Annotated in this window: 22 protein-coding genes; 12 read left to right on the top strand and 10 right to left on the bottom strand. The window is 34.8% G+C overall.

Annotated features, from left to right (window positions below; translation table 11 throughout):
• Window positions 1-24 precede the first annotated feature (24 nt).
• Window positions 25-267: a helix-turn-helix domain-containing protein gene (locus BUA98_RS16110; protein WP_072974234.1), complete on the bottom strand. Its 243-nt coding sequence runs from the start codon at window positions 265-267 to the stop codon at window positions 25-27.
• Window positions 268-787: 520 nt separating this feature from the next.
• Between BUA98_RS16110 and BUA98_RS16115 the strand changes: the two genes are divergently transcribed.
• From BUA98_RS16115 to BUA98_RS16125, 3 genes are all read left to right on the top strand, one after another.
• Window positions 788-3,811 carry a SusC/RagA family TonB-linked outer membrane protein gene (locus BUA98_RS16115; RefSeq protein ID WP_072974235.1) on the top strand — a complete coding sequence of 1,008 codons (3,024 nt, stop codon included), beginning with the start codon at window positions 788-790 and terminating at the stop codon, window positions 3,809-3,811.
• A gap of 10 nt (window positions 3,812-3,821) precedes the next feature.
• Entirely contained in the window at window positions 3,822-5,207 is a 1,386-nt protein-coding gene (locus tag BUA98_RS16120; protein WP_072974236.1) for a RagB/SusD family nutrient uptake outer membrane protein, read from the top strand.
• Between the two features lie 61 nt (window positions 5,208-5,268).
• Window positions 5,269-7,866: an alpha/beta hydrolase family protein gene (locus BUA98_RS16125; RefSeq protein WP_159433477.1), complete on the top strand. Its 2,598-nt coding sequence runs from the start codon at window positions 5,269-5,271 to the stop codon at window positions 7,864-7,866.
• 57 nt (window positions 7,867-7,923) lie between these two features.
• Here BUA98_RS16125 and BUA98_RS16130 read toward each other — a convergent pair whose 3' ends face one another.
• The 3 genes from BUA98_RS16130 to BUA98_RS16140 all read right to left on the bottom strand — a co-directional run bounded on the left by BUA98_RS16130 (window position 7,924) and on the right by BUA98_RS16140 (window position 10,353).
• Window positions 7,924-8,220 carry a DUF6520 family protein gene (locus BUA98_RS16130; protein ID WP_072974240.1) on the bottom strand — a complete coding sequence of 99 codons (297 nt, stop codon included), beginning with the start codon at window positions 8,218-8,220 and terminating at the stop codon, window positions 7,924-7,926.
• A gap of 81 nt (window positions 8,221-8,301) precedes the next feature.
• Window positions 8,302-9,825, bottom strand: a complete 1,524-nt coding sequence (locus BUA98_RS16135) for a MauE/DoxX family redox-associated membrane protein (RefSeq protein WP_072974242.1) — start codon at window positions 9,823-9,825, stop codon at window positions 8,302-8,304.
• A 237-nt stretch (window positions 9,826-10,062) separates the two neighbouring features.
• Window positions 10,063-10,353, bottom strand: a complete 291-nt coding sequence (locus BUA98_RS16140; protein ID WP_317614830.1) for a hypothetical protein — start codon at window positions 10,351-10,353, stop codon at window positions 10,063-10,065.
• A gap of 636 nt (window positions 10,354-10,989) precedes the next feature.
• On the opposite strand from BUA98_RS16140, the gene BUA98_RS16145 reads away from it, so the two are divergent.
• The 3 genes from BUA98_RS16145 to mobC are packed head-to-tail and all read left to right on the top strand — an operon-like array spanning window position 10,990 to window position 14,674.
• Entirely contained in the window at window positions 10,990-11,385 is a 396-nt protein-coding gene (locus tag BUA98_RS16145) for a plasmid mobilization protein (RefSeq protein WP_086065399.1), read from the top strand.
• Window positions 11,370-12,674 carry a relaxase/mobilization nuclease domain-containing protein gene (locus BUA98_RS16150; RefSeq protein ID WP_072974246.1) on the top strand — a complete coding sequence of 435 codons (1,305 nt, stop codon included), beginning with the start codon at window positions 11,370-11,372 and terminating at the stop codon, window positions 12,672-12,674. Before BUA98_RS16145 ends, BUA98_RS16150 begins: the two co-directional genes overlap by 16 nt.
• A 17-nt stretch (window positions 12,675-12,691) precedes the next feature.
• The gene (mobC, locus tag BUA98_RS16155) at window positions 12,692-14,674 is read left to right on the top strand and encodes a conjugal transfer protein MobC (RefSeq protein WP_072974963.1); all 1,983 of its coding nucleotides are present in this window, start codon (window positions 12,692-12,694) and stop codon (window positions 14,672-14,674) included.
• A 459-nt stretch (window positions 14,675-15,133) separates the two neighbouring features.
• Here mobC and BUA98_RS16160 read toward each other — a convergent pair whose 3' ends face one another.
• Both BUA98_RS16160 and BUA98_RS16165 read right to left on the bottom strand, forming a co-directional pair.
• Window positions 15,134-15,748, bottom strand: coding sequence for a hypothetical protein (locus tag BUA98_RS16160; RefSeq protein ID WP_244279217.1), 615 nt, complete (start codon window positions 15,746-15,748; stop codon window positions 15,134-15,136).
• Window positions 15,739-16,968 carry an AAA family ATPase gene (locus BUA98_RS16165; RefSeq protein WP_072974248.1) on the bottom strand — a complete coding sequence of 410 codons (1,230 nt, stop codon included), beginning with the start codon at window positions 16,966-16,968 and terminating at the stop codon, window positions 15,739-15,741. Before BUA98_RS16165 ends, BUA98_RS16160 begins: the two co-directional genes overlap by 10 nt.
• Before the next feature lie 411 nt (window positions 16,969-17,379).
• On the opposite strand from BUA98_RS16165, the gene BUA98_RS22225 reads away from it, so the two are divergent.
• The 5 genes from BUA98_RS22225 to BUA98_RS16185 all read left to right on the top strand — a co-directional run bounded on the left by BUA98_RS22225 (window position 17,380) and on the right by BUA98_RS16185 (window position 20,348).
• The gene (locus BUA98_RS22225; RefSeq protein ID WP_086065401.1) at window positions 17,380-17,799 is read left to right on the top strand and encodes a hypothetical protein; all 420 of its coding nucleotides are present in this window, start codon (window positions 17,380-17,382) and stop codon (window positions 17,797-17,799) included.
• A complete protein-coding gene (locus BUA98_RS22650) occupies window positions 17,759-18,190 on the top strand; it encodes a TIGR02391 family protein (protein WP_396182543.1) in 432 nt (143 codons plus the stop codon). The genes BUA98_RS22225 and BUA98_RS22650 overlap by 41 nt, the downstream gene beginning before the upstream one ends.
• A 425-nt stretch (window positions 18,191-18,615) precedes the next feature.
• The gene (locus BUA98_RS16175; RefSeq protein WP_072974250.1) at window positions 18,616-19,002 is read left to right on the top strand and encodes a single-stranded DNA-binding protein; all 387 of its coding nucleotides are present in this window, start codon (window positions 18,616-18,618) and stop codon (window positions 19,000-19,002) included.
• A 30-nt stretch (window positions 19,003-19,032) separates the two neighbouring features.
• A complete protein-coding gene (locus tag BUA98_RS16180; protein ID WP_072974252.1) occupies window positions 19,033-20,094 on the top strand; it encodes a DUF932 domain-containing protein in 1,062 nt (353 codons plus the stop codon).
• 47 nt (window positions 20,095-20,141) lie between these two features.
• Complete coding sequence (locus tag BUA98_RS16185; RefSeq protein ID WP_244279218.1) at window positions 20,142-20,348, top strand: hypothetical protein; 207 nt, start codon at window positions 20,142-20,144, stop codon at window positions 20,346-20,348.
• A gap of 184 nt (window positions 20,349-20,532) precedes the next feature.
• Here BUA98_RS16185 and BUA98_RS16190 read toward each other — a convergent pair whose 3' ends face one another.
• Window positions 20,533-21,204: a bifunctional 4-hydroxy-2-oxoglutarate aldolase/2-dehydro-3-deoxy-phosphogluconate aldolase gene (locus tag BUA98_RS16190; protein ID WP_072974254.1), complete on the bottom strand. Its 672-nt coding sequence runs from the start codon at window positions 21,202-21,204 to the stop codon at window positions 20,533-20,535.
• 32 nt (window positions 21,205-21,236) lie between these two features.
• Window positions 21,237-22,259, bottom strand: coding sequence for a sugar kinase (locus BUA98_RS16195; RefSeq protein WP_072974256.1), 1,023 nt, complete (start codon window positions 22,257-22,259; stop codon window positions 21,237-21,239).
• A 185-nt stretch (window positions 22,260-22,444) separates the two neighbouring features.
• Here BUA98_RS16195 and BUA98_RS16200 point away from each other — a divergent pair, with 185 nt between their 5' ends.
• Window positions 22,445-23,473 (top strand): LacI family DNA-binding transcriptional regulator, encoded by a 1,029-nt coding sequence (locus tag BUA98_RS16200; RefSeq protein WP_086065405.1) that lies wholly within the window; start codon window positions 22,445-22,447, stop codon window positions 23,471-23,473.
• 133 nt (window positions 23,474-23,606) lie between these two features.
• On the opposite strand, the gene BUA98_RS16205 is transcribed toward BUA98_RS16200, so the two are convergent.
• Both BUA98_RS16205 and BUA98_RS16210 read right to left on the bottom strand, forming a co-directional pair.
• Window positions 23,607-25,271 (bottom strand): sodium/sugar symporter, encoded by a 1,665-nt coding sequence (locus BUA98_RS16205; protein ID WP_072974258.1) that lies wholly within the window; start codon window positions 25,269-25,271, stop codon window positions 23,607-23,609.
• A gap of 216 nt (window positions 25,272-25,487) precedes the next feature.
• Window positions 25,488-26,405: a bestrophin family protein gene (locus tag BUA98_RS16210; protein ID WP_072974260.1), complete on the bottom strand. Its 918-nt coding sequence runs from the start codon at window positions 26,403-26,405 to the stop codon at window positions 25,488-25,490.
• Between the last annotated feature and the right edge of the window lie 61 nt (window positions 26,406-26,466).

The following is a 26,466-nucleotide window of genomic DNA, read 5'->3' on the forward strand; positions in this document are numbered from 1 at the left end:
AGATGCCAATGCATCTTTTAATATTTATTCCTTTTCTAAGTCAAATTTAAAATCAAATAGTTCTTTAGGTTCAATATCTAGACCCTTTGCTATTGAAATTATTGTACCTAAAGACGCTCCATGTTCTCCGTTTAGAACTCTATACACCTGCTTAAGTTCAATCTTTCCAACAGAAGCAATAGTCATAACATCTTTTTTATTGTCATCCATTACCCTTTGTAAATTTTGACCAAATGCTACATAATATTTTTTTTTAATCTCCTTCATAAAGTGAAATTGAGACTATTAGATCAAAATAAATTGTCAAATTTGACAATTTTGTGATTTTTTTCATATATTTGAATTCTAAAAAATTATTTAAAGAAATTTTAAATAGGATTTTATTAATTTTGCGACTCTTCAATTAAAAATATTTGAAGCATTCGCTTTGAATCTCGAACAGAAAACTGGCGTTTTTTAAACCACGAGAGGATAAGTAAGATGCTCACGTCATTGGCGTGGGCTCACTTATTGTGGTTGGTGCCGCCAGTACCTCTGTTCGATAAGCTGAGTTCCATGCCTTTTTTTATAGCAACCAGATAAAATTCATAGCAAATCTTCCCTTATAATTTAAAGACTCGCATTTTAACCGAACCTTTAAAAATAAGCATGTGAAGTAAAATATCCTTCTTTATGATCATTAAGCCGTTTACTTAATGCATAAAAAATGGCCCTCTACCGTAGCGACCAAACTAGCATAGAGGACCGTAGCTAATCAAATCTTCGTTTAACTAACCAATCCAATATTATGAATAATTTTTCATTTTACAAGGATGGGAAAGGTCTTTATTGCCTGTTTTTTATATGGCTTTGTTTTTCTTTTTCATCTGTCTATGCCAAAACAACAGTCCGGCACAGTACTATTTTTACTCAACAACATCAAATTCAAGGGACTATAACCGATGGTCTCAATCCATTGCCTGGTGTTACTATTACTGTTAAAAGCAGACTTAATTCGTCTACTATTTCAGATTATAGTGGACAATACACCCTTTTTTCCGCTCCAAATGACACCTTAATTGTTTCTTTTATTGGTTTTAAAACTGCTTTGATCCCAATAAAAAGTCGAACGAATATTGATATACAATTGCTTTATGATATCACAACCCTTCAGGAAGTTAAAATCAATGCAGGTTATTATTCCGTAAAAGAAAGTGAACGCACCGGAAGTATTGCTCGTATCACTTCCAAAGATATCGAAACACAGCCCGTAACTAATATCCTTGCAACGATGCAGGGCCGTATGGCTGGAGTGAGTATAACCCAGGCAACTGGAGTTCCAGGTGGAGGCTTTGATATAAAGATAAGGGGACAGAACAGCATCAGAACGGATGCCAATGCACCTCTGTATATTATTGATGGTGTACCCTATTCCTCGGAACCCGTTGGGTCCTTTTATACTGGAACAACTTTCCCCACACTTACCAGTCCTTTAAATAGCATAAATCCTGACGCGATCGAAAGCATAGAAATTCTAAAAGATGCAGATGCTACCTCTATCTACGGATCTAGAGGTGCCAACGGTGTCGTTTTGATTACAACCAAGAAAGGTAAAGCCGGAAAAACAAAGTTTACCGTGACGGCATCGACAGGTACTGGGACGGTGACTAAGTTTATAAAACTGATGAATACACAAGAGTACTTGGATATGCGCAGACAGGCCTTTATAAATGATGGGATTAGCGAGTACGGGATTTCTGATTATGATATAAACGGAACATGGGATCAAAACCGCTATACAGACTGGCAGAAAGAACTACTTGGAGGAACAGCTCAAATAACGGACCTGCACGCATCTGTGTCAGGAGGTTCACAGAACACACAGTTTCTGGTTAGTGGTTCTTACCATACAGAATCTACTGTGTTTGCGGGTGATTTTTTATACCGAAAAGGGGGCAGCCAGATAAATTTAAACCACCAGTCAGAGGATAATAAATTTAAGATGACATTCTCGGCAGGATTTAATAGACAGGATAATAACCAGCCGTCATTTGATTTTACCTATGATGCGCGGGCGCTGCCTCCTAATGCGCCAGCTTTATATAATTCGGATGGTGAACTAAATTGGGAAAACGGAACTTGGGATAATCCGCTTAGGAATCTTAATACGGAATTTGAATCTGCAACCAATGATTTAACAGCAAATACAACTCTTACATACGAACTAGCAAAAGGATTATCGGTAAAAAGCAATCTTGGATATACGCTCTTACATAATGATGAAACCCGAATCGTGCCATCCACAATTTATAATCCGGCAAATAATGTAAGCAGTGCAGGTTCTGCCATCTTTTTAAATAATACAGATCGCTCGTCATGGATTATAGAACCACAGATCAACTGGAAAAAAGATCTTGGTAAATCTAATCTCGACATTCTCTTGGGAGCCACATTTCAAAGCCAGAAGTCCCAATCGCTTGTTCAGTCGGGAACAGGTTTCGCTTCCAACAATCTAATTTATAACCTTGCCGCCGCAAAGAATGTACGTGTGCTCAATAATGACCAAACTCAGTATAAATATCAGGCTTTTTTCGGAAGGATAAATTACAACCTAAAAGAGCGGTATATCATCAATCTGACAGCAAGACGAGACGGATCCAGTCGTTTTGGTCCTGGAAATCAATTTGCTTATTTCGGGGCAGCAGGTCTGGCTTGGATTTTTTCAAATGAAAATTTACTAAAAGACAGCTCGTGGCTAAGTTTTGGTAAAATCCGTTCCAGTTATGGAACAACCGGAAATGATCAAATCGGGGATTATCAATTTCTTGATACCTATACAACCTCATCAGTGCTTTATGGTGGCAACACCGGACTTTCTCCCTCCAGATTGTATAATGCAGATTTTGGATGGGAGACAAATAAAAAATTTGAAGCGGCGCTCGAACTTGGTTTTTTTCAGGATCGCATATTTGTAACAGGAGCTTGGTATCAAAATCGATCGTCCAATCAGCTGGTGGGCTTATCCTTGCCGGGCACAACAGGTTTTACAAGCATACAGTCTAATCTTGACGCTGTTGTAGAAAACAGCGGACTGGAATTTACACTTCGTACCAGTAATTTTGTAAAAGGAAATTTTACCTGGATAACAAATCTAAACTTAACGTTTGCCAACAATAAATTGGTGCGTTTTCCAGGTCTGGAAAGCTCAGCCTACAGCCAGCAGTACCGCATTGGAAAACCTTTAAATATAGCACTGCTCTACGACCTCAAAGGTGTTAATCCGCAGACAGGCTTATATGAATTCGAGGATTTAAATGGCGATGGCAGTATTACATTTCCTGAAGATAGACAGGCAATGGCCGATCTGAATCCGAAATATTTCGGAGGAATTCAAAATCAGCTGACATATAAAGGAATCACTTTAGATTTTTTATTTCAGTTGGTAAAACAGAAAAACAGAACCTATCCAATGGGACCTGCCGGAATGATGTCCAATCAGCAGCAAAGAATAACCGGCAGCTGGAGGGAACAGAACGATATTGCGCCATATCAGATCTACACTACCGGGTATAACGATGATGCTATGACAGCCAGTTATTTACTTGATGAAAGCACGGGATCTGTTACCGATGCTTCATTCGTTCGGTTGAAAAACATATCTCTTTCCTACAACCTGCCTCTTTCGTTAAAAGAAACCCAGTGTAAAATTATGCTGCAGGGGCAGAACCTTTTGACATTCACTAAATATAAGGATGGGGATCCGGAATTTTTAAGTTACGGTTTTCTGCCGCCACTAAAAGTTATAACAGCAGGAATACAATTAATATTTTAAATCAATTAATATGAAAACACTTTTTAATACATCGATCAATGCCTTGTGCTGTATTATTATAATTTCGATGTTCTCCTGTGATTCGTTTGTAGAAGTTGATCTGCCAAAATCCCAGCTGACCACGCCAACTGTTTTTGAAGACTATAATACTGCCAGTGCAGCACTTTTAAATATTTACTCCAATATTAGGGATGCGGGAATTTTCACTGGAACAGCTGTAGGTATTTCAAATCAGCTTGGCAACTATGCAGATGAAATTAAAAGCAGTGAAAGTCCAACCAATTCCAGTTTAAGTTTTTATAAAAATACACTTTTGCCCGCCAACACTGTTATCAGTGGGTACTGGAACGCAGCTTATAATCAAATTTATGCTGCAAATGGGATAATCGAAGGCTCAGCTGCAAGTAGCAATCTTACCCTTGATCAGAAGAATCAGCTTCAGGGAGAAGCATTGTTTATCAGGGCACTGGTTCATTTCTATCTTACAAACCTTTTTGGAGATATACCCTATATTACTAGCACTGATTATAAAGAAAACAGCACTGTTAGCAGAAAACCTGTTGCGGAGATATATGGAAAGGTTACAACAGATCTTGAAAATGCTATTCTTTTACTGCCTGTTCAGTATCAGGGACAGGAAAGAGTGCGTCCTAATGTTTTAACTGCAAAAGCTCTTCTTGCCAGAGTCTATTTGTATTCAAAAGCTTATCCGGAAGCGGCAAATGCCTCCTCTGCTGTACTTAACAGAGAAGAACTTTATCATCTGGAAAGTCCCGACCGTACATTTTTATTGAATTCAAATGAAACTATATGGCAGCTGCAGGCTGGAGCTGCAGGCAGAAATACAGCAGAAGCTGCCACTTTTACTTTTATTTCGATTCCTCCCCCTCGTGTTTCGCTCAGCAGTTTTCTGGTCGATTCATTTGGAGCTGGTGATCTGCGCAGGTCCCTATGGATAAAAGCAGTTAAAAAAAATACTTCTACATTTTACCACGCATATAAATACAAAGAAAACAACTCAACAGCAGTTTCAAAAGAATATGCAATAATGTTTCGATTAGCCGAGCAGTATCTTATCAGAGCAGAGGCCAGGGCCTATCAGGGGGATCTCATTGGTGCCAAGGAAGATTTAAATAAAGTAAGGCATCGCGCAGGCCTTATTGCCACTTCAGCTGCAACGCAGCAGGAAATTTTGGACGCCATAATTATTGAGAGAAAATGGGAACTTTTTACTGAGTACGGGCATCGTTTTTTTGATCTTAAAAGGAAGGCTAAATTAGACATTGTACTCAGTGGAATTAAACCTGGCTGGAATACAACTGATAATTTATTACCTATTCCTCAAAGTGAGTTTAGTGCAAATCCTTTTCTTGGTTCTCAAAATCCGGGATATTAAATTTATAATTATGTTTTTCAATATAATAAAGAAGCATCTGAGAACCATGAGGTTCTGTGAAATGCAATGCCCACTATATTTAGTTTTATTATTTATTTTGCCATTAGTAGCCTGTCCCTTATGGGGGCAGGTGGTGCAAAAAAAAGTCTTGTCACCTGATGAGTACCATCTTTGGGGAGACGTTCGTTTAGACAAAGTAAGCCATGATGAGAAATGGGTAGTATACAATATGGAGTATACCAGCGGAAACGATACTTTATTTGTTCAGAATATCGAAAAAAACACTACATATGCTTTTCCGGACGGCGAAAACGGCAGCTTTGCGCCTAATGATATATTCGTTTGCCATTCAGGAGATAACCTGCATATTCTTAATTTGAAAACTGCAAAAAAAGAAACAGTACCCAATGTGATGCAGTATTCATTAAGTGAAACAGGATATTTAATTTGTTTGCGAACAAATAAGAATAATAAAAAAAACCTTGAAATCAGATCGATGCAAAGCGGAAGCATCAAAAAGATCAATGATATAACTAGTTATCTGATGAGTCCTGATGGTAAAAATTTGATCTATACAACCTTATTGGATAACAGGAATGCTATTGCTTTAATTAGTATTAAAAAACCGGAACAGATAAAATGGTTTCAGCAGGACAGCAGGGAAAAATTCATAGGTTTGACATGGCAGAAAGAAGGGAATGCGCTGGCCTTTATAAAGCAGTATGATGATTCCAAAGAAAATATTTTGTTTCTGTACAACCTATTGAATCATAAATTAGATCATCTTAGCGCATCTGATATAAATTTCCCGGAAAATTGGTCCATAGTAAATGACACTTTTCGAAAAATTCTAATATCTGAAGACCTGCAGAAAGTTTTTTTTGCTGTTGTTACCTCATCTGCTGTAATACAGCAGGAATCAAATGTTGAGATATGGAATGCAAATGATAAGTGGATATATCCGGTTGAAAAATTTCAGGGCAGTATTGAAAAGAAATCAAAATTAGGTTTATGGCAGCCTGCAGAAAGCAAAGTAAATATTATTACCTCAAATGAGTTATCAAGTGTTATGCTTACAACCGATATGAAGTATGCTGTACTATCAAATCCCAAAGAGTATGAACCCCAATTTGAAATAGAAGGTCCGAGAGATTATTACATCTTAAACTTGAAAACTTTCGAGAAAAAATTAATTCTGGAAAAACATCCCTATGATTTAGAGGCATTGAACCCTTCGCCCACAGGAAAATACCTGGCGTACTTTAAAGAAAATAACTGGTGGGTTTATAATACGTCCACTGATACCCATACAAATATTACTGCCTCAACAGGCATTAAATTCAAGGGAAAAAAGCAGGAACTTGTTCCGGAATCAGTCTATGGAAATCCAGGGTGGACAAAAAAAGACAATGAGATTATCTTATACGACCAATACGATATTTGGGCCATTACCCCTGATGGAAGTAATTTTAGAAGATTAACTAAAGGAAGGGAGCAGCAGATACAATACAGAATTATTAATCCGTCTGTCAATTATAGAAAACTCGTATATGACGGACCCGTTATAGAGACCTTTGACCTGAACAAAAAAATATTTCTAAGGGCAAAGGGAAATGACGGCAAGATGGGCTGTTTTAGATGGGATAAATCTTCCTTTGAAAAAAGAATAGTCTATTTAGACAGTTATATTGATCAGTTTAAATACAGTGAGAAAAGAAATAAAATTTTCTATCGAGAGCAAAAATTTGACATGCCTCCGCAACTCGTCATCAGTAATAATTCATCGCTGTCGGTTAGTTTTTTTAAAAGCAATCCACAGCATGAAAAATACTATTGGGGAAAATCCGAACTGATTAATTTTAAAAATTCAAGAGATCAGAATTTAAAAGCTGTTCTATTATATCCTGCCGCTTACAATCCCAAAAAAAAATATCCAATGATTGTTAATATTTATCAGGGTAAAGCCGATGAGCTGCATCTATATCAAAACCCTACCTTTGCAAACGAAGGAGGATTTAATGTTACTGTAATGACATTGGAAGGATATTTTGTGCTTCTTCCCGATATCAGCCTTATTTACCAGAGCCCAGGTATTTCTGCTGCTGACTGTGTGGTTTCTGCAACAACGGCAGTAATAAAAAAAGGGATTGTAAATTCGGCAAAAATAGGGCTTATGGGACATTCTTTCGGCGGATATGAGACCGCTTTTACTATTACACAGACCCCTATGTTTGCTGCTGCAATTGCCAGTGGGGCGATAACGGACCTGGTAAGCCTTTATTATTCTGTCGGCAGATCTGGAAATCCGGAAATGTGGCGCTTTGAGGGCGAACAATGGAATATGGGTGGATCTCCACATGATATACCATCAAGCTATCATGCTAATTCACCTCTTCCAAATGCTGTAAATATTCAATCACCTCTACTGCTGTGGAGTGGTAAAAATGACAAACAGGTAGATATACACCAGAGTTTAGAATTTTACCTGGCAATGCGCCGATTAAAGAAAAAAAGCATCATGCTTTTATATGCTGATGAAGGTCATGTTTTTACAAAACCAGACAATCAAAAAGACATTACGATACGCATGATAGAATGGTTTAATTACTTCTTGAAGGATGATCATTCCTATTCTTGGATTAATAAAGGAGTACAATAGAAATTTATATAAAAATGCAGTCCCAAATGGGACTGCATTCTTCCATGAAAACGAAAATTACTGACCATTTACAACACGATATAAAGGTTGAACACAATTGTTTTGGTCATCTTTTTCATAAGCAACAGGACCTGATGTTACGTTAAGACGACATAGCTGAGGCTTTTGAATGTTAGAGCAATCTATTGGTTCTTCTTCAGTACAGTCTCCATTTGAATCAGGAAAGTATCCTGGTCGAATGGCAAGGGTATCTGCTTTTGGCGAACTCTGCATGGAGGTAGTTGCAAAAGCTCCTGCCATTGCCAATAATACGGCAGCCACAGGCATCCCATTTTTTAAAAATAAACTTTTCATAATATTAAATTTAAAATTATAATTTGATCTACTTTTTCTACAGGTTTCGATCTGTTTCCTGTCACCAGCGCTGGTAAATTTTTAATTATTGAATTTCATTTCATTCTTAATTATTTTTTTTAGTTCATAAACCACAAGATCATTCCCAATTATAGCATACAAATGCGTATCAGTTGCTGCAAAAGAATTAAGGACTTTGCTCGAAGTATGGAAGAGAGGAAAACTGAGCAGATATGTATTGTTTTTTAGATTGTATACATCTATAATAAAGGATTTATCCCATAACTTTTTATTCTCATACCTGCCCTTTACCCTGGAGTGCACGAAGAGCAGATTGCCGACTACTGCGGCATTTGCATTTACTACGAATGATGGCGTGGACATTGCATATTGTTTTCCATCCCTGAGGAGTGAAACCTTTAAATTTGGATGGCTTATAGTATCAATGGTATGTCCTCTGGTGATAAGTTTTCCGTTTTTTTCAGCGGTCATAAATTCATTGCGGTAATAGTATAGGTAGACAATTTTCTTTGCAGCTTCACTGTACAGAAGCGTTCCATCAGTATCAAAAATGCCATCATTGCGGCTCTGCAGAAGTTCTCTGCTATATGTTGTTTTTTGTTCGGCGTCAGCATTATAAATCCCCAAAACATTTGCCAGTTTTTTTGAATTGTTTGATCTGAATACCGCCATGCTGCTGTCAATTGGGACTATCCTTGTAAAGTAAGGAACTGAGTTTAATTCTCTAGTGATGGTCCAGTTTTTCATATCTCCTCTAAGAAGCACAGGAACATTGCCGTCCGATAAATAAAAATAGGGTTCTCTGACACTTATCGTAATTGATTGGAAGGGGAATTTTTTTGCATCGAAATGCAGTTTATCTAATTTTTTGTTCTTTAGATTTTGGTCCAATGAAAGTACATACATTGGATATTGATAGTTTCCAAGATAGATCCTGTTATTTGCAAAACCGGCAATATAATATGAATGATGTTTTAAATCTATTGTATTTGAAAACTCAGCTGGATGATTTGGATATGTTCTTATAAAAGGGTTGTTATGATGTATGATATTTTCAGAGGAAAGAAATAAAATAAACACAATCAGTATACTGCCAACAATAATTCCAATTGTTAATTTAACCGTTCTGGTGCCTGTTGTAGATGCAGTAGCATTAATGTTGGTTTGTTTTTCTAGCACAATTGCAAAAAGGGCCAGGACAATAAATGTACAATTGAAAATCAAGTGCATATTCCAGCTCATTTTCTCTAAAATCCCTCCGCAGGAACAGGGAATAAAAGAACTGAAATTTAGAATTATAAAAATATAAGCAGAAAACATTGTCATCAAACCCAGTCCAGCATACAAACCTATTGATTGCAATTTGGGTACTAGCAGTGCTGCAGCGATTAATAGTTCAATACTAATTACCAGCCACGAAATCCACGAGGCATAAATACTTAATAATGGAGACTGACCAAGCTGCACTTCAAAATTCTCAAAATTCAATAATTTACTTACTGCTGCATAAACAAAAAGAATTGTATACAAGAGACAAATGATCTCCGCAATTGCTTTTTTACTATGTAAATTTAATTTTTTCATCTTCACAGATTTTGAAAATCATTCCTGTTTCAAATTCTAGAAAGGATATCTTAACTTGAAGTTTTACTAATTAGAATTTGATAAGACAAAATTACAGTGACCTCTGCAATAAACTGTTACCGAAAACAAGCCAAGATTTTTCAAAAACAATCAATCATAGTTAAAAAAATAAAAAAAGACATTACTAAACTATTTTGTTTAGCAATGCCTTGATTAAATAATTCAATTCAAAGAAAATTACTTACCCGTTTCACTCAACGTTTTTAGTTTTTCACTAAGTTCAATCAGTCCGGCTTTTTGTAAACATTCATCTCCAAAGAATCTTAACTCCTGAAGATTTTCGTCTGGGATACTCGTCATGAGAATTGAGGGTTTGTCATTGTCATTAACAGATAATCCACGTTCAATAACATGGTTCAATAATAATACATTTTTTCGTGAAATTTTCAAATCAATCTTCACTACATCATTCATGCCTGGGATACTAAGTACAGTATCAAAAACCTTGGCCACATCATTTGTTGTCATAATCTTCACGCTTTTAATTAATAATTTATTTCTACAAAGGTATAAAGCCAGTCTTAAAGTGTCATGGACATAATATGTCCATCATAGGTAAAATCCATTTCGCTTACTTAATTTTGTCTCTGAAATAAAAAGGAAAGGTTAAAATGAGCAATCAAAAACCTTCCCTAAAACGGTCAGGATTTTGTTGTTTTGAAATTGGTTTATTGCTTTGAAAGAGCACGTTTTTCAATCTAAGATTCGGAAGATAAATTGGCATAATTGCTACCCAGTTATAATAGTTCTGAATTTTATGCAGTGTGCACTTTCCTTGCGTTCTAAAATAAAATGAAACAGATTTTATAAAAGGATATTGAAACTTTAATGACTTAATGGATACGGCATTGAATTTCCGGAATACTAGAATTAATACATCACATAGTATAAAAAAAGTCTGTAAAAAAGAAAATTATGTTTTGAGTGTTTTGGAAATATCGAAATATCGGAAAGACACTTAAAGTATCAGGAAGATTGCAACGTTCCTGCAATCAGCAAGATGTCCTGTTGTTAAACACCAGCCTTCTTGCTGCTCCACACTCGGGACTCGTTAGCAGTGATACTGGAAGAATAAAAAGAGCTTGATAATAATGAAAAAGAGAGATGATGAAAAGAGAAAATTCAAACAGAACACGCATTGTCGGGTTACGGTTTACACCCGAAGAGTATGCAAAAATTGAAAAAAAATGGAAAGCAAGTACTTGCCGCAAGCTTAGCGATTACATCCGAAAGCACCTATTTAACAAATCTATAAACACCACTTACAGGAATCAGTCTTTGGATGATATGATCCATGAAATGACCCAGTTGTTCAGGCAATTAAATGGCATTGGAAACAACTTCAATCAGGCGGTAAAAAAACTGCATACACTAAATCAAATTCCGGAATTCAAGGTATGGATTATAAGTGCTGAACTGGATAAAAAAATCCTTTTTGATAAGATGGATGAAATCAAAATATACATCCAGAAAATCTCGGAAAAATGGTTGCGATCATAAAGACCGGACATTCCCTTCACAAGGTTTTTTATTACAATGAAAACAAAGTAAAAGAGCATGTGGCAGAATGTATAGGAGCCGGAAATTATCCTATTGATGTTGATAAAATGGGACCTACTGTAAAACTGAACCGATTTTTAAAACAGCTGGAACTAAATGAAAATGTAAAACGAAACAGTGTACATATTTCGATCAACTTTGATCCGTCAGAAAATTATTCCAAGGAAAAATTAATGGCTGTTGCTGATTCGTATATGGAAAAAATCGGATTTAGCCAGCAGCCTTATCTGGTATATCAGCATCATGATTCCGGACATCCGCACATCCATCTGGTCTCCATAAATGTTCAAAGGGATGGTACACGAATTGACATGCAAAATATTGGTAAAAACCGATCTGAACCGGCAAGAAAAGAAATCGAAGAAAGCTTTGGACTTGTTAAGGCGCAAGGGAATAAAAACAGTCTGGATTTCCAGATCAAACCAATCACGTCAGGAAAGATTCAATACGGGCGAAGCGAATCAAAAAAGGCTATTACAAATGTACTGGGTCAGATACTTTCATCATATAAATATACCAGCCTTCCACAGCTTAATGCGGTGCTCAAACAATACAATGTTTTAGCAGACCGGGGCAATGAAGATTCAACAATGTTTAAAGCAAAAGGATTAATGTACAGGATACTCGATGAAAATGGAAAACCTATTGGTGTACCCATAAAAGCCAGTCTTTTTTACAACAAGCCTACACTAAAATTTTTAGAAGAAAAATTCGCATCCAATACCACAAATCAAGTCTCAGATAGAAGAAGGGTGAAAAACGCCATTGATATGGCATTTTTCAAAGCGCAAATATCCCTCACAGAATTAGTTCAGCTACTGGAAAAAGAGGGTATCAATACTGTTTTTAGAAAAAACGCAGAAGGTTTACTTTACGGTATTACCTACGTTGACCATACCACAAAATGTGTTTTTAATGGAAGTACACTCGGTAAACAATACAGTGCCAAAGCAATACAGGAAAGGTGTACGTCAATTAATCAGGAAGAACAAAAAATGCCAAATTTGGTTACTGAAAAATTACACGAAATCAAATTTGAAACACCGAAATCGGAAATAGTTGCAGCACTGTTTGGAGATGATTTTAGGGATAACAAGTATTTAGGATCCAGTACTATAATGGGCCAATTAGCAGAGATGCTCACACAAGCTGAACAGACATCTAATTACCTTCCATACGAGCTGAAAAACAAAAAGAAAAAAAGAAGAGGACAGTCTAATAATCGATAAAACTTAAAATTATGGCTATGCAGACAGGAGAAAACGAACAGGCACTGAGAAAGATCTTGGATATGACAAGACTCATCAGTATTATTATTTTAACAATCCATTTTTATTATTACTGTTATGCAGCCTTTCGGGAGTGGCATCTGGTCAGTGGGTTCAGTGATAAAATTTTAGGCAATATTTACCATACAGGATTATTCAGTAATTTTCATAAGTCCAAACTCTATGCACTGGGATTTTTAATAATCTCACTACTTGGAGCTAAAGGACGAAAAGATGAAAAACTGAATTACAAAACAGCTTTTGCTTATATAATTACGGGGATTCTAATTTACTTTATAAGTTATCTTTCACTATACGTGAAAATAGAATTAATGCTCGCTGCAATTGCCTATATGACCATCACTTCCAGTGGCTTTCTTCTGATGCTTTCCGGAGGTACATTATTATCCAGAATTATAAAAAACAGGCTCAACAGCAAGGATATTTTTAATACCGAAAATGAAACTTTCCCCCAGGAAGAAAGGTTCCTGGAAAATGAGTATTCTATTAACCTGCCGGCCCGATACCATTTAAAGGATAAGATAAGGGACAGTTGGATAAACATTATTAATCCTTTTCGGGGACTGTTGGTTTCAGGTACTCCCGGATCCGGGAAATCTTATTTTGTTATACGTCATGTTATTACCCAGCACATACGTAAAAAATTTACCATGTTTGTCTATGATTTCAAGTTTGATGACCTGACCAAAATTGTCTATAATACCTGGCTTAAATACAAACATCTCTATCCAAAATTACCTCAGTTTTATGTCATTAATTTTGATGATCTGACCCGGACCAATCGGTGTAATCCGTTAGAGCCGTCAGGCATGAGTGACATTACGGATGCTTCGGAATCGGCACGTACTATTCTGTTAGGGCTCAATAGGGAATGGATAAAAAGGCAGGGAGATTTTTTTGTAGAATCTCCGATTAATTTTCTATCGGCCATAATATGGTATTTACGAAAATATAAAGACGGTGAATTCTGCACGCTTCCCCATGTGATCGAACTCATGCAGGAAGATTACGATAGTCTCTTTACCCTGCTCAGAACCGAAAAAGAAATCGAAGTACTCATTAATCCCTTTGTGAATGCCTATTTAAATAACGTAATGGACCAGTTGGAGGGGCAAATTGCTTCGGCAAAAATTGCCATGGCCCGTCTTTCTTCTCCACAATTGTATTATGTTTTATCGGGTAGTGATTTCACATTGGATATCAATAATCCGGACGAACCGAAGATCGTATGTATGGGGAATAATCCGCAGAAAATCCAGATATATGGAGCTGTGTTATCACTTTATGTAAACCGATTGGTTAAACAAGTGAACCAAAAAAACAAGCAGAAAAGCAGTCTGATATTCGATGAATTTCCAACTATCTACCTCAACAATATGGACAGTTTGATTGCCACATCCAGGAGCAATAAAGTAGCAACTTGTTTGGGTATTCAGGATTTTAGCCAGCTGCGTAAAGATTATGGACGAGAACAGGCAGACGTGATTATGAATATTGTTGGAAACGTAGTAAGCGGACAAGTTACAGGTGATACTGCCAAACAATTGTCAGAGCGTTTTGGAAAAATTATGCAGGACAGGGAAAGCCTTTCTATTAATAGCGGAGATACTTCTATAAGCCGGTCCAAACAATTGGAATCTGCTGTACCGCCGTCCAAAATTTCCGGACTTAGTTCCGGTGAGTTTGTTGGTATGGTAGCCGATGATCCTGATTGTAAAATAGAACTAAAAACATTTCATTCTGAAATAGCAAATGACCATGAAGCATTAAAAAAAGAACAGGATCAATATGTTGATATTCCTATTATTCGCAAAGTTGATAATGCAATGGTACAGCGCAATTATCTACAGATAAAAAAGGACATCAAGGATATTATTTATGCTGAGAAAGAAAGATTGTTAAATGATATTGAACTGAGCCATTTAGTAATTAAAAAGTGATGATAATTTTATAAAAAAAACTTACAACTTACTATTTTAAAAAAAGTTTTTAAAAAACATCTGGACTTGTCGCCATAAACTCGATAAAAGTAAAAGAAGTGAAGCAGATTAGAAATTCAAACGAAGATATGCTTTAACCTGCCTGAATCAGTGGAGGTATCAAAAACAAGTTCTGTATACAAGAGAATATTTCTATATGCTCTTAAAGCGGAAAATTTATCTTCAGGACGAGTATCTTTAAGGTATGATGCACATCAGCAACAAACATTTTAACATTACACGAATCACATACTGATACGTATTATCAAGATTAAATGTAAAATCCTTTTTTTAGAGCCACATATTTATCCAGATATTGGAGGATAAATATTATCATTAGTAACACAAATCTTGTGATTTTTATATAATAAAAAAACACTTCATTGTTTTTGATGCAATAAATTTTCCTTCAATTTTATTTTAATCTACAGTAAAACTAGTTTGGACCTTTAACTCTACACCAATTTTATCTTTTAAAATTTTCTTTTGTATCATCTCTGACTGATGTGTACGAAAGAATGACTTATTTGAAACAATTGGCTCAATAATTAAATTAGAAAGATTTGGATGATGCTCTTTAAAACTTAAGATAGTTTCTTCAAATTTTCTTCTTGCGTCAATCAGCCAATCACCTTTTGGACGATTTTTAATTTCAAAAAACAATACCCATTTATCATCTTTGTATAAAAAACCTTCACACCTTTTTATTATTCCTCTGTCAATTGTATTAACGCTATCGGAAGAAAATTCATTAATACTGCTATTGTTATCACTAACATCATATGTCCCAGTCCTAAATATATCCAGACAGTAGTCAATTGCTTTATATTTTACTTCTATGTTTTTTGGATTTTCAATCGTAAAATCCCATTGATTTTCGTTGTCTAGTAAAACAATTGCAGGTATGCGTGCATTTGCATTTGCATCACTTATCCCAAAACGATCATTGGAAAAAGGAAAATGACATTGAATAGATTCGGTTTGACAATTACCAACTGGATTATTACAAGGCGATAAAAAAAAATTTATTGGCATAATTCGTCTTCAATATCTAATAGGTTAGAAAAAAGTTCATTTGATTCTGCAAGGACATCGTTCAGATAGTTTTTGTCTGAAGGGAGACCTTTGTAAGTTTCCAGTTTAGTAATGATACCATTTGTTTCTTCCAATTGATATACAACTAAAGTATTTCCATTAAGCGTAGAATTTAATGGGACGATTTTATCTAATCTATTTTTTAATTCAGAAGATGATTTTTTTACTTTATCTTTTACTTTATCCGCTTCAACAGCCAATGTTAGATAATTTATCAAATACGGGCTATGAGTTGTCATTATCAACATATTACTTCCATTATTGTACGCTAATAGACTATTCAATAACAATCTTTGTGAACTTGGAAATAAATTCTGTTCGGGTTCTTCAACAATATTGACAAAGTACCTACTGACATACTTTTCATTTATTCTTTTTTCTTTTGTTCGTATTGTTTTTTCATCAAGCTCTAACTTATTCAACTCTTTTAATTCATTATTTCTTCGAATAGTTTGATCTGTGCTTAATAATTCCAATAATTTCTTTTCTCCCTGCTTTACAAATTCAATTAAATATTTTGTTACCCAGTATAATGGTACTATTGAATGAAAGCCACTTGACGCATCAGAAAGTTTTAATCGTTTACCCCCATCAAATTCGAGATAGTTTTCATCTTCTTTTGGATCATAAACAACTTTAGTATCGTTTATAGGCAGTTCAATTGGTTTTCCTTTGTGAGAAAGTTGAGCATTACGAAATTCAACAGAATAATTTTTTAAGCTTCCCACAATCAGGTCAGAAACCTTGTTGATATTAGTAATTGAACTTAAAAAATTTCGCTCTGCAGGAACATACATAATTTTAGGCTGCTTGACCGATTTATTATTTAGTTTTATGGCACTAACAGAATTTTCAGCATAAACAATATGGTACGAAACTCCTTTATATTCGATCTTTGTATCAGCAAATAAATAATTTTCTATTCTATGAAATTCAATAAGTTCAATAAAATAGTTAAAGGAAATATTACTAGCCTTTACATCTCCTCTTACCAATGCTTTTTCTAACCATATAAATGAAGAAATTAACTTTGCTAGTGTACTTTTTCCTGAGCCCTGATTCCCAATAAATACGGTGACTTTGTTTACCTCAAACCATCCATCATTATCTTGATAGCCATCTTTAATCGGTCCAAAATTCTTAATTTTTAATTTAATCATTGTTCAAAAGGTAAGTTAAGCAAATTTACATAATTTATAAATCAAAAACTACGAACAATCATCAATGTTATTTACAAAGAACTCTTTGGTCTACTTAAAATTTTCTGAAATATTATTTACGTAAACTCCATTTCTTTAGTCTATAATAATCTTTTTCTAAATGTCTAAAATTGTTAAGGGACCGACAGTTGCTTATTCTAAAACAAATTAAAAAATATTAAAAATCAAGCATTTATATTATTTTTGTTACAGTTTTTAAAAACTGAAACTGCTAGATAATATTTCTTCTGGTTAAGAAGGCTGCCGGATATTGCTGGATACTCAAAGTAGCAATAGAACAGCCTTGAAAATGTTATTGCATATTAAAAACCTTTATTAACCTTTATTAACCTTTATTGAATCTAAAAAATCATGGCTAAAACAGTTATAAGACGACCAATATTTGAACCTCATATTTTAGAGGGTATTTGCAAAACAATTGGACACACAAATGATGGATCAACAGGTCCGGAAATTGATCAGACATTACGTAATTGTGATATGATAGATGTAGATCCTTCAAATACTAAATGGAAAAGATTGTATAATGCATTTGCACAGTGGCAGAATAAAAATCAATGTTCAAATCATGTCTTAAAATTTATTCAAGTCGCTATGCAGCCTGTTAGATATATAGGGCAAGAAGCTGTATTTCAAGATAGAAGAATAGAATTAAATAAAAGACTTTCATTTGTGGGATTTGAGTTGACAGAAACTGGAAAATATAAAAATATTAATAAAATCAGCTACCATTTCAGAAGCAGAAGAAAGAGCAAATCGTTTCAAGCATAAATTAGAAACCAGAAATGTTCATCGCTTTATCTTTGATTATTGCAAAGCGGAGTTATTAGTAGAAAATTATTTTCATTCTGTCTTTGAAGCTGCTAAAAGTATAGCAGACAGAGTACGAGATATTACAGGACTTCAAAATGACGGAAATGCTCTTGTGGAAACTGCTTTTTCTACGACAACTCCATTAATAAAAATAAACGAGTTACAAAATGATAGTGATAGAAGTGAGCATATTGGATTGTGTAATCTTATGAAGGGCATATTTGGATTAATAAGAAACCCAACTGCTCATGAACCTAAGATAAAGTTTATCATAACAGAAGAGGAAGCACTTGATGTAATGGGAACAATATCATATATACACAAACGACTTGATAAAATAATTATTTAGCTATCTCTAAGTACTATTGTTTTTCTTCCATAGAATTACCTTCCTAATCTGATACCGAAAGTATCAGATTTTTTTTGTTTAAAAAAATGCTGCACAAATCTTCTTTGGTTCTGTTACTAATTTACAGATTACCATTAAGTAAGAACAGCCCAATTACATTTTAATTAAAGTCCATTAAGAAAATTTTTCTTAAAGCTTTCACTCGAAACGGACTAAAAGGGCAGCTAAGATAGTGACTTAAGCATGCCCCGTGCGCATAATGGCGGCGCTTCCCTTGCCACCCTTCGGGACTTATAGCACTTACCCATCCTTAAGCCACTTACATCTTGCTTTCTTTTTTCCCGTTTTTTCGTTTTGAAAACATTTTTTGTGGGAGCAGGATTAGAGAGAAACTAAAACAGTAGTAATCTTTAAATTTTAAAATTATGGAAATCACAGGACGAGTAACAGCAGATGCATCAGTTCAAAAAGTGAACAATGACAAACAAGTGGTCAATTTCAGTATTGCCATCAATGACAATTACAAGCCAAAAGGCAGTACCGAAGTAAAGGAAGTAACAACCTATATCAATTGCTCTTATTGGTTAAATACTGCTACAGCACAGTGGCTTAAAAAAGGAACTATTGTACAGCTCTTTGGGCGTATTGGCATGAATGTTTACAATAACAGCGAAGGCGAAGCAGTAGGCACGCTGACTTTTCACACCAATAATATTAAAATTTTGGTTTTTACCAAAAAGACAGAAACTAATACAGCCAGTTCAGCGGTAAAGGAAAAGAAATCAAAAAAAACAGCAGACGTACCTTTTTAATAATAGCGTAATCGCTTAAAATGTAACATCATGGCACACAATATCAATTACAACGAGCAGTCAGGAAAACACAGTTTTTTCAGCACTAAACAAACAGCATGGCACAATTTGGGACAGATCATTACCGATTATCCAACAAGCGCCGAAGCTATTTTACACGCAGGTTTGGATTATGAAGTAGAAAAACGAAAGTTGTTTACACCTACTTCAGCCGAAATTATTTTGGATAATGAAAGCATTCACAATAAAATAGAAGTCCCGAATTATTTCAGTACGGTGCGCACCGATAATGATGCCGTACTCGGCGTTGTGGGCAAAGACTACCAGATTGTACAAAATAGGGATGCCTTTTCTTTTTTTGACAGTATCGTAGTCGGTGACGGAATCCTATACGAAACCGCAGGGGCACTCGGAAAAGGGGAACGCATCTTTATAACGGCAAAACTACCCGATTATATCAGGGTTGGTAACGATGATTTGATTGAAAAATATCTTTTCCTGACCACTTCCCATGACGGAAGCGGAAGCATAACCGCAGCATTCACCCCTATACGTATCGTATGCAACAATACCCTGAATGCCGCTATGAACAATAAGACCAATACCGCGCGTATCCGCCATACCTCAAATGCCAAACAGCGTTTAGAACAGGCACACAAAGTAATGGGTATATCAGATATGCTGTCTTCGCAAATGGAATCCATTTTTAACCATTGGACAAAAATCCGAATAACGGACAATGAAGTGAAAAAACTAATACGGTCCGCCCTTGTTCCTAGTAAGGAAGTGCTCAAAACTATACAAAATGGCAGGGAAGGCGAATTATCTACTTGTTTTACCAATATGGTCGATAGCGCATTTGAATATGCCATGAGCAACCCTACACAACTGATGGGCACCACCAAAGGGACTGTTTTTGGGGCTTACAATGCAATCACAGGATATTTTCAGAATGTTAGAAATTACAAGAGCGATGAAGCCAAATTAACTTCCATTTTAATGGGTGGTACAGGACAGATTCGCACACAGTCCGCTTTTAACCTTTGTGTGAATTTTGCTAATAAAGGCTCGGATGCCTTGATTTTGAATTAGCTAATCGGGACAGGCATAACCTGCCTGTCCTTTTAAACCCTGAAAATATGATACAAATAGAAGATAAAAATGGAGAGAATATTGAAGTTCTAAATTTAGCAGATGCAATAAAACATGCAGACTATTTCAGAAATTTTGTCCATACCGATAAACGCTTTGAAAAGTTTGACCGAAAACGACAAGCTTACTGGCAGGATCTTTATGATAAGCTGATGAAAATTAATGATTTAGATGTACAACAAAGTAAACAGTAAAGCAATGGAAACCAATTTTTTTAAAGCAGTCCTTTCCTTGCAGGTAACAGGGAATTGGAAGAAGAATAGTAGCTTTTGGAAAACAATGTCTGGTATTCATTTAATGTATTTTTAAACCCTCAGATAATAGTTATTAAACAGGCGCGACAGAACCTTAAAAATTCTCCATAAGTATAGAAACTAGCTATTGATATCGTAATCTTGAGATAATTTCATAAACCTCTTTTACTTTTATAGTTAATCCAGCATAATCTTTGTTTGCAATGATTTCTTTTGTTATCAACTGAGATCCCATACCTACACAAGTAACTCCGGCATCAAACCAGTCTTTTAAGTTTTCTTCCGTAGGATTCACACCTCCAGTTGGCATTATAGAAGTCCAAGGCTGAGGCCCTTTAATACCTTTTACGAAATTGGGTCCATATAGATCCCCAGGAAAAAGTTTTACCACTTCACAACCAAGTTCTTCAGCTTTAGTGATTTCGGTCAAAGTTCCGCAACCTGGCGACCATAATACTTTTCTACGATTACAAACCATTGCAATATCTTCTCTCAAAACAGGAGTTACAATAAAGTTTGCTCCCAATTGCATGTATAAAGAAGCTGCAGCTGCATCCGTAACTGAACCAACTCCCATAATCATACCAGGCAATTCTTTGATTGCGTATTTTGTAAGTTCCGCAAAAACCTCATGAGCAAAATCGCCACGAGAAGTAAACTCCATCAAACGAGCACCTCCGTCATAACATGCTTTTAAGATATTTTTACTTAACTCAATATCATTACTGAAAAATAAAGGAATCATTCCAGTACTTTTCATTGCTTGCGCTACTTCAATTCTTGTAAACTGTGCCATTTTTTATTTATTTTTTTTAAATTTTTATTCTTCTATCTTGATACTAACCCTGTATGATCACCCCCAATTAATTTTTCAACTTCTCCTTCGGTTACTAAATTATAGTCCCCAGCAATTGTATGTTTTAAACAACAAGCAGCTACAGCAAAATTAAGCGTACGTTGTTTATCTACTATTTTTTCATTCAAGCCATAAATCAAACCTCCCATAAAGGCATCTCCACTACCTACGCGATCAATTACCGGAGTAACTTCATTTACATCTGCTTTAAATATTTCTTGTCCATCATAAAGAATTCCACCTATTTTTTGATGAGAAGCACTCAATGAATAGCGTAAAGTTGTTGCGATATACTTTAAATTTTGGCATAATTTAAAAAGAGGATTATACAATTCTGGCAAAGAATCTAATTCTTTATAATCTGGAGTTACTGCCGGAATACCCAACATAAAGTTTGCAGTATCAATATCTCCTAAAATGACATTACTGTATTGTAACATTTTTGGCATTACTTCTTGAGGAGTTTTCCCGTATTTCCACAATTTGGAACGATAATTCAAATCTGTCGAAATAGTGATTCCCATCTCATACGCTACTTCAATAGCTTCTAAACATGCTTCAGCAGCAGACTCTGACAAAGCAGGTGTGATTCCACTCCAGTGAAACCAATTTGCATCTTTTAGAATTTCTCTCCAATCAAACATTCCTTTTTCTAAAGTTGCCATCGCACTATGTGCTCTATCGTAAACAATATTGCTTGCACGGCTACTTGCCCCTGTTTCTAAGAAATAAATACCTATTCTATCTCCGTCTAATAATACATTATTATTAACAACATTTAACTTTCTCATTTCTTTGACAGCACAAATACCCAATTCGTTATTTGGCAAACGTGTTACAAACTCAGCACTCATCCCGTAATTAGCTAATGACACCGCTACATTAAACTCGCCTCCTCCATAAGTTGCTTTATAAGATTCTGATTGAGAAAATCTCAAATGTCTTTCAGTGGAAAGACGCAATAAAATTTCGCCAAAAGTAACTATTTTCTTCATTATTTATTTTTTTTAAATTGTTTTACATGTTTATTCAATCGATTGAACAACTAATCAAAAAAATAAGGAATCTTTACATTCCTTATGCCTCAAATTTTTAATAATATACAAAAATATTAACTATTATCTTTTTTAAAATAAATTACATACTTTTGTTCAAACGATGGAACAAAAGTATAAAAAAATTGGAAATAAAGAAAAAAACAACCATAAAAGATATTGGTGACCTCTTGGGACTAACCCCATCCGCAGTATCTAAAGCCTTAAACAACCATCCCAGGATTAGTGATAAAACAAAAAAGGCTGTTCAAGATGCAGCAATTAAATTACAATATCAACCTAACTTTTTATCGAGTGCTTTGCGCAAAGGGAAAAGCAATATGGTCGGATTAATTGTACCTAGAATAAACACAAATTATTACTCCTCAGTAATTGAGAATATTGAAGATGTTTTAAATGAAAATGGCTACAATGTTATTATGGCGCAAACAAACGAATCCTATAACAAAGAATGTAAAAGCATTGATAATTTACTTAACATCCAAGTTGATGGCATCATTGCATCAATAGCAAATGAGACTGTCTCCTTTGATTATTATCAAAAAATAAAAGAGAAAGGTGTGCCCCTAGTGCTCTTTGATAGAGGAGAAAATGACTTAGATGTAGATTATATTGGAATTGATGACTACAATTGCAGTCATCTTATTGTAGCACATTTGGCGGGTCAGAATTACAAAAAAATAGCACATATTACAGGGTATAGTCATACTCGAATTTTTAAAAACAGAATCAGAGGTTTTAGAGATGCCATGCAAAAGTTTGATTTGCCAATTCAGGAAAATTCAATTATAGAATGCAATTTGCAAGTGGAAGATGGTAGACGTATCATGAAAGCGTTATTAAATCAAGAGAAAAGACCTGACGCCATTTATGCTGCCAGTGATAATGCTGCTTTGGGTGCTTTAGAGGTATTACTTGAAGAAGGTATTCAGGTTCCAGAAGAAATGGCAATTGTGGGTTTCGGGAACGAGCCTTTTAGTACCATCATCAAGCCTCAAATATCAACTATAAATCAATTTAATGCCGAAATTGGAAAACAAGCAGCTCTAGCCTTTTTAGAACGTATCAAAAATCCTGAAAAAAAGGTTTCGCTTAATAAAATAATACTTGATTCGGAGTTAATGATTCGGAGTTCTTCATATAGAAAATTATAAAAAAATTAGACCTAAATTTGTTCATTAAAAGGAAATTTATTTTATTGCTATTTTAAAAAAGTGGAGTGTAAAAACTCCACTTTTATCCTTATCAAACTAATATCACATAAATTGTATTTTATTTTCCCCATAATTATTTCCAAAAAATACTATAAACAGCTATTAATATAATCATTATTGCAAAGGAGCAAATGTTAAATAAAGGAGTTGTATAAAATGTTTTAGGCGATAAAGAAATTCCTTTTTTATCATCCTCTCCTTTATTTTGAAATAAACTAAATATGACAACAAATATTATTGTAATTAATGTTGTTAGTCCCATTTGATCCATCCATGGCAACGAAGGAAAAACATCTTCAAAACCTGTTCCTACTAGCCACCCTTTTGGTCCTACTTTAAAATACATGGCAATAGGTATCGATATTAAAGCACCCCATATGGCTGCCTTATTTGTTGTTTTCCTCCAAAATAATCCAGGTATAAATACAGCTAAAATACCGGGACTAACAATCCCTGTATATTCTTGAATAAACTGAAATGCTTGATCAATACCTCCTAGTAAAGGTGCTATAATTACAGCAATTATTAAAGCCATACCAGCAGACCAACGCCCTATTTTTACCAAATTTTTCTCACTTGAATTTTTATTGATATAAACTTTATAAATATCCATAGTAAAAATCGTAGAAGTTGAATTCAACATAGATGCTAGTGAAGAAACAATGGCAGCAGCTAAAGCAGCAAAAGCTAACCCTTTTAGTCCGGTTGGTAAAAAATGTAATAACCATGGGTAAGCTCTATCTGCAGTCCCCACTCCAGGTAAGTTTTCTAATGCAGAAACTCCTAAACGGGTCATGATTTCTGGATCATTGATAATTACATACGCCGCAATACCCGGAATAACTACAATAAGCGGAATAATTAATTTTAAAAAAGCAGCCAATAAAATTCCCTTTTGAGCCTCTTTTAATGATTTAGCCGCTAAAGTACGTTGGATGATGTACTGATTGAATCCCCAGTAATATAAGTTAGCCACCCAAAGCCCACCGATTAAGACTCCAATTCCAGGCAAATTTGTATACTCAGGATTTGACTCATCTAAAATCATTACAAAACGTTCCGGCGCAGCATGATAAATGGCTTTCATTCCTTCTAAAGCTCCTGCTCCATTTGAAACGGTATCTAATGCTAAATAAGTAGTAACCAATCCTCCTAAAAGCAAAAAGACAACTTGAATAACATCTGTCCATGCCACTGCAGAAAGACCACCATATAAGGAATATGCTGCAGCAAATAATGCTAAACCTATAATTGCATAAATCATTTTAACACCCAAAATAGTTTCAATTGCTAAACCACCCAAATAGAGAACGGTGGTTAAGTTTACAAACACATACAGAGCTATCCAGAAAACTGCTAAAATCGTTTTTAGATTGGTTGAAAATCGTTTTTCAACGAATTCGGGTATCGTATAAATTCCTTTTTCAATAAAAATGGGTAAGAAATACTTCCCTACGATAATTAATGTTAGGGCAGCCATCCATTCATACGAAGCAATTGCCAAACCCAGAGCAAATCCTGAACCGGACATACCAATAAATTGTTCAGCCGAAATATTAGCCGCAATCAAAGAAGAACCAATGGCCCACCATGGTAATGATTTACTAGCTAAGAAATAATCTTCTGCATTTTTTTCGTGTCCATCTTTATCTCTGGAAACCCATAAACCTACACCTAAAATCAAAATAGCATAAGCTGCAAAAACCAAATAATCTATAAATCCAAAATGTGTTTCCATGTGTTTTTTTTTTTTACTATAAACTTTTTTACTAAACACTGAACTTGTGCTTTATTGTTGATTATGAATTATACTCCAAAAACATCAAAATAGGTTGATTTGACAGTAAAAATTAGAATCGAAAAACATCACATTGTTTTTGATTTTAATAGTGTTTATTCTCAAAATGATATAATCCTATTTTAAACTTACTAAAAACGAAAACCACACCTTCACTTAAATAACATAATAATCAGCAGACTCAGGACATACTGTGATTTTTCTATCATCAATTTCAATCAATGTGTTCTCAATCATTACTGACATACTTTCTAATGCTAAATCATTAGGCTCAATGCCGAAAGGATCTTCTAATTCATCTGCAATTGCCTCAAGAGCTACAAATGTATAACCTACAAATACTATTACGAAAGGAAGAATGCAACTCATACTTTTTAAAAATCCAAAGGGCAATAAAAAGCAATACAGATAAACTGTCCGATGCAATAAAACACTGTAAGTGTAAGGTATGGGAGTACTGGCTATTCTTTCACATCCTCCAATAATATCTGATAAATTCTTTAAATTTGAATCAAAAGCAACTTGTGTCATTTTGTTTAATTTCCCATCTCTTTTTGCCGTATTGATCCAAATTCCCAACTCCTTTAAAATAAAAACAGGCTTAAAAACTGCGACTTGTAATTCTTCATCATATCCATTCGTTAACAATCGATCCATGTCTGTTTTAGGATCAGTATCACGTAATTGATGTTTTAAAGCATGCACTAAAGCTATCAACAGGTTAATGAACTCTGTTTGCTGTTTTTTATAATTTTTTCTATCTAACAATGTATGGGTTTGGATTGCTAAAGACCTAGTGTCATTTAGAAGTGCTCCCCATAATTTTCTTGCTTCCCAGTATCGTTCATAACTTACTGTGTTTCTAAATCCCATAAAAATGGCAAGAGCAATTCCAAAAAGTGTAAATATTGAAGGATCTATAAAAACATTATATAGAATCAATTCTTTTTTAAAATAAATAACAACTGAACAAAATATAAATAACAAGACTAATCTTGGTAATAACTGTGGGAGAACTGAGCCGTTCCATTCGAACAAAATTATAAACCAATTCTTTTTTTTCTTAATAATCACGCGATATTGACTTATTATTTGTTGTTCTTATATACCTTTAAACACCATTCTTTTTATGATC

It is taken from the genome of Flavobacterium saccharophilum (assembly GCF_900142735.1).
Taxonomy (GTDB): Bacteria; Bacteroidota; Bacteroidia; order Flavobacteriales; family Flavobacteriaceae; genus Flavobacterium; species Flavobacterium saccharophilum.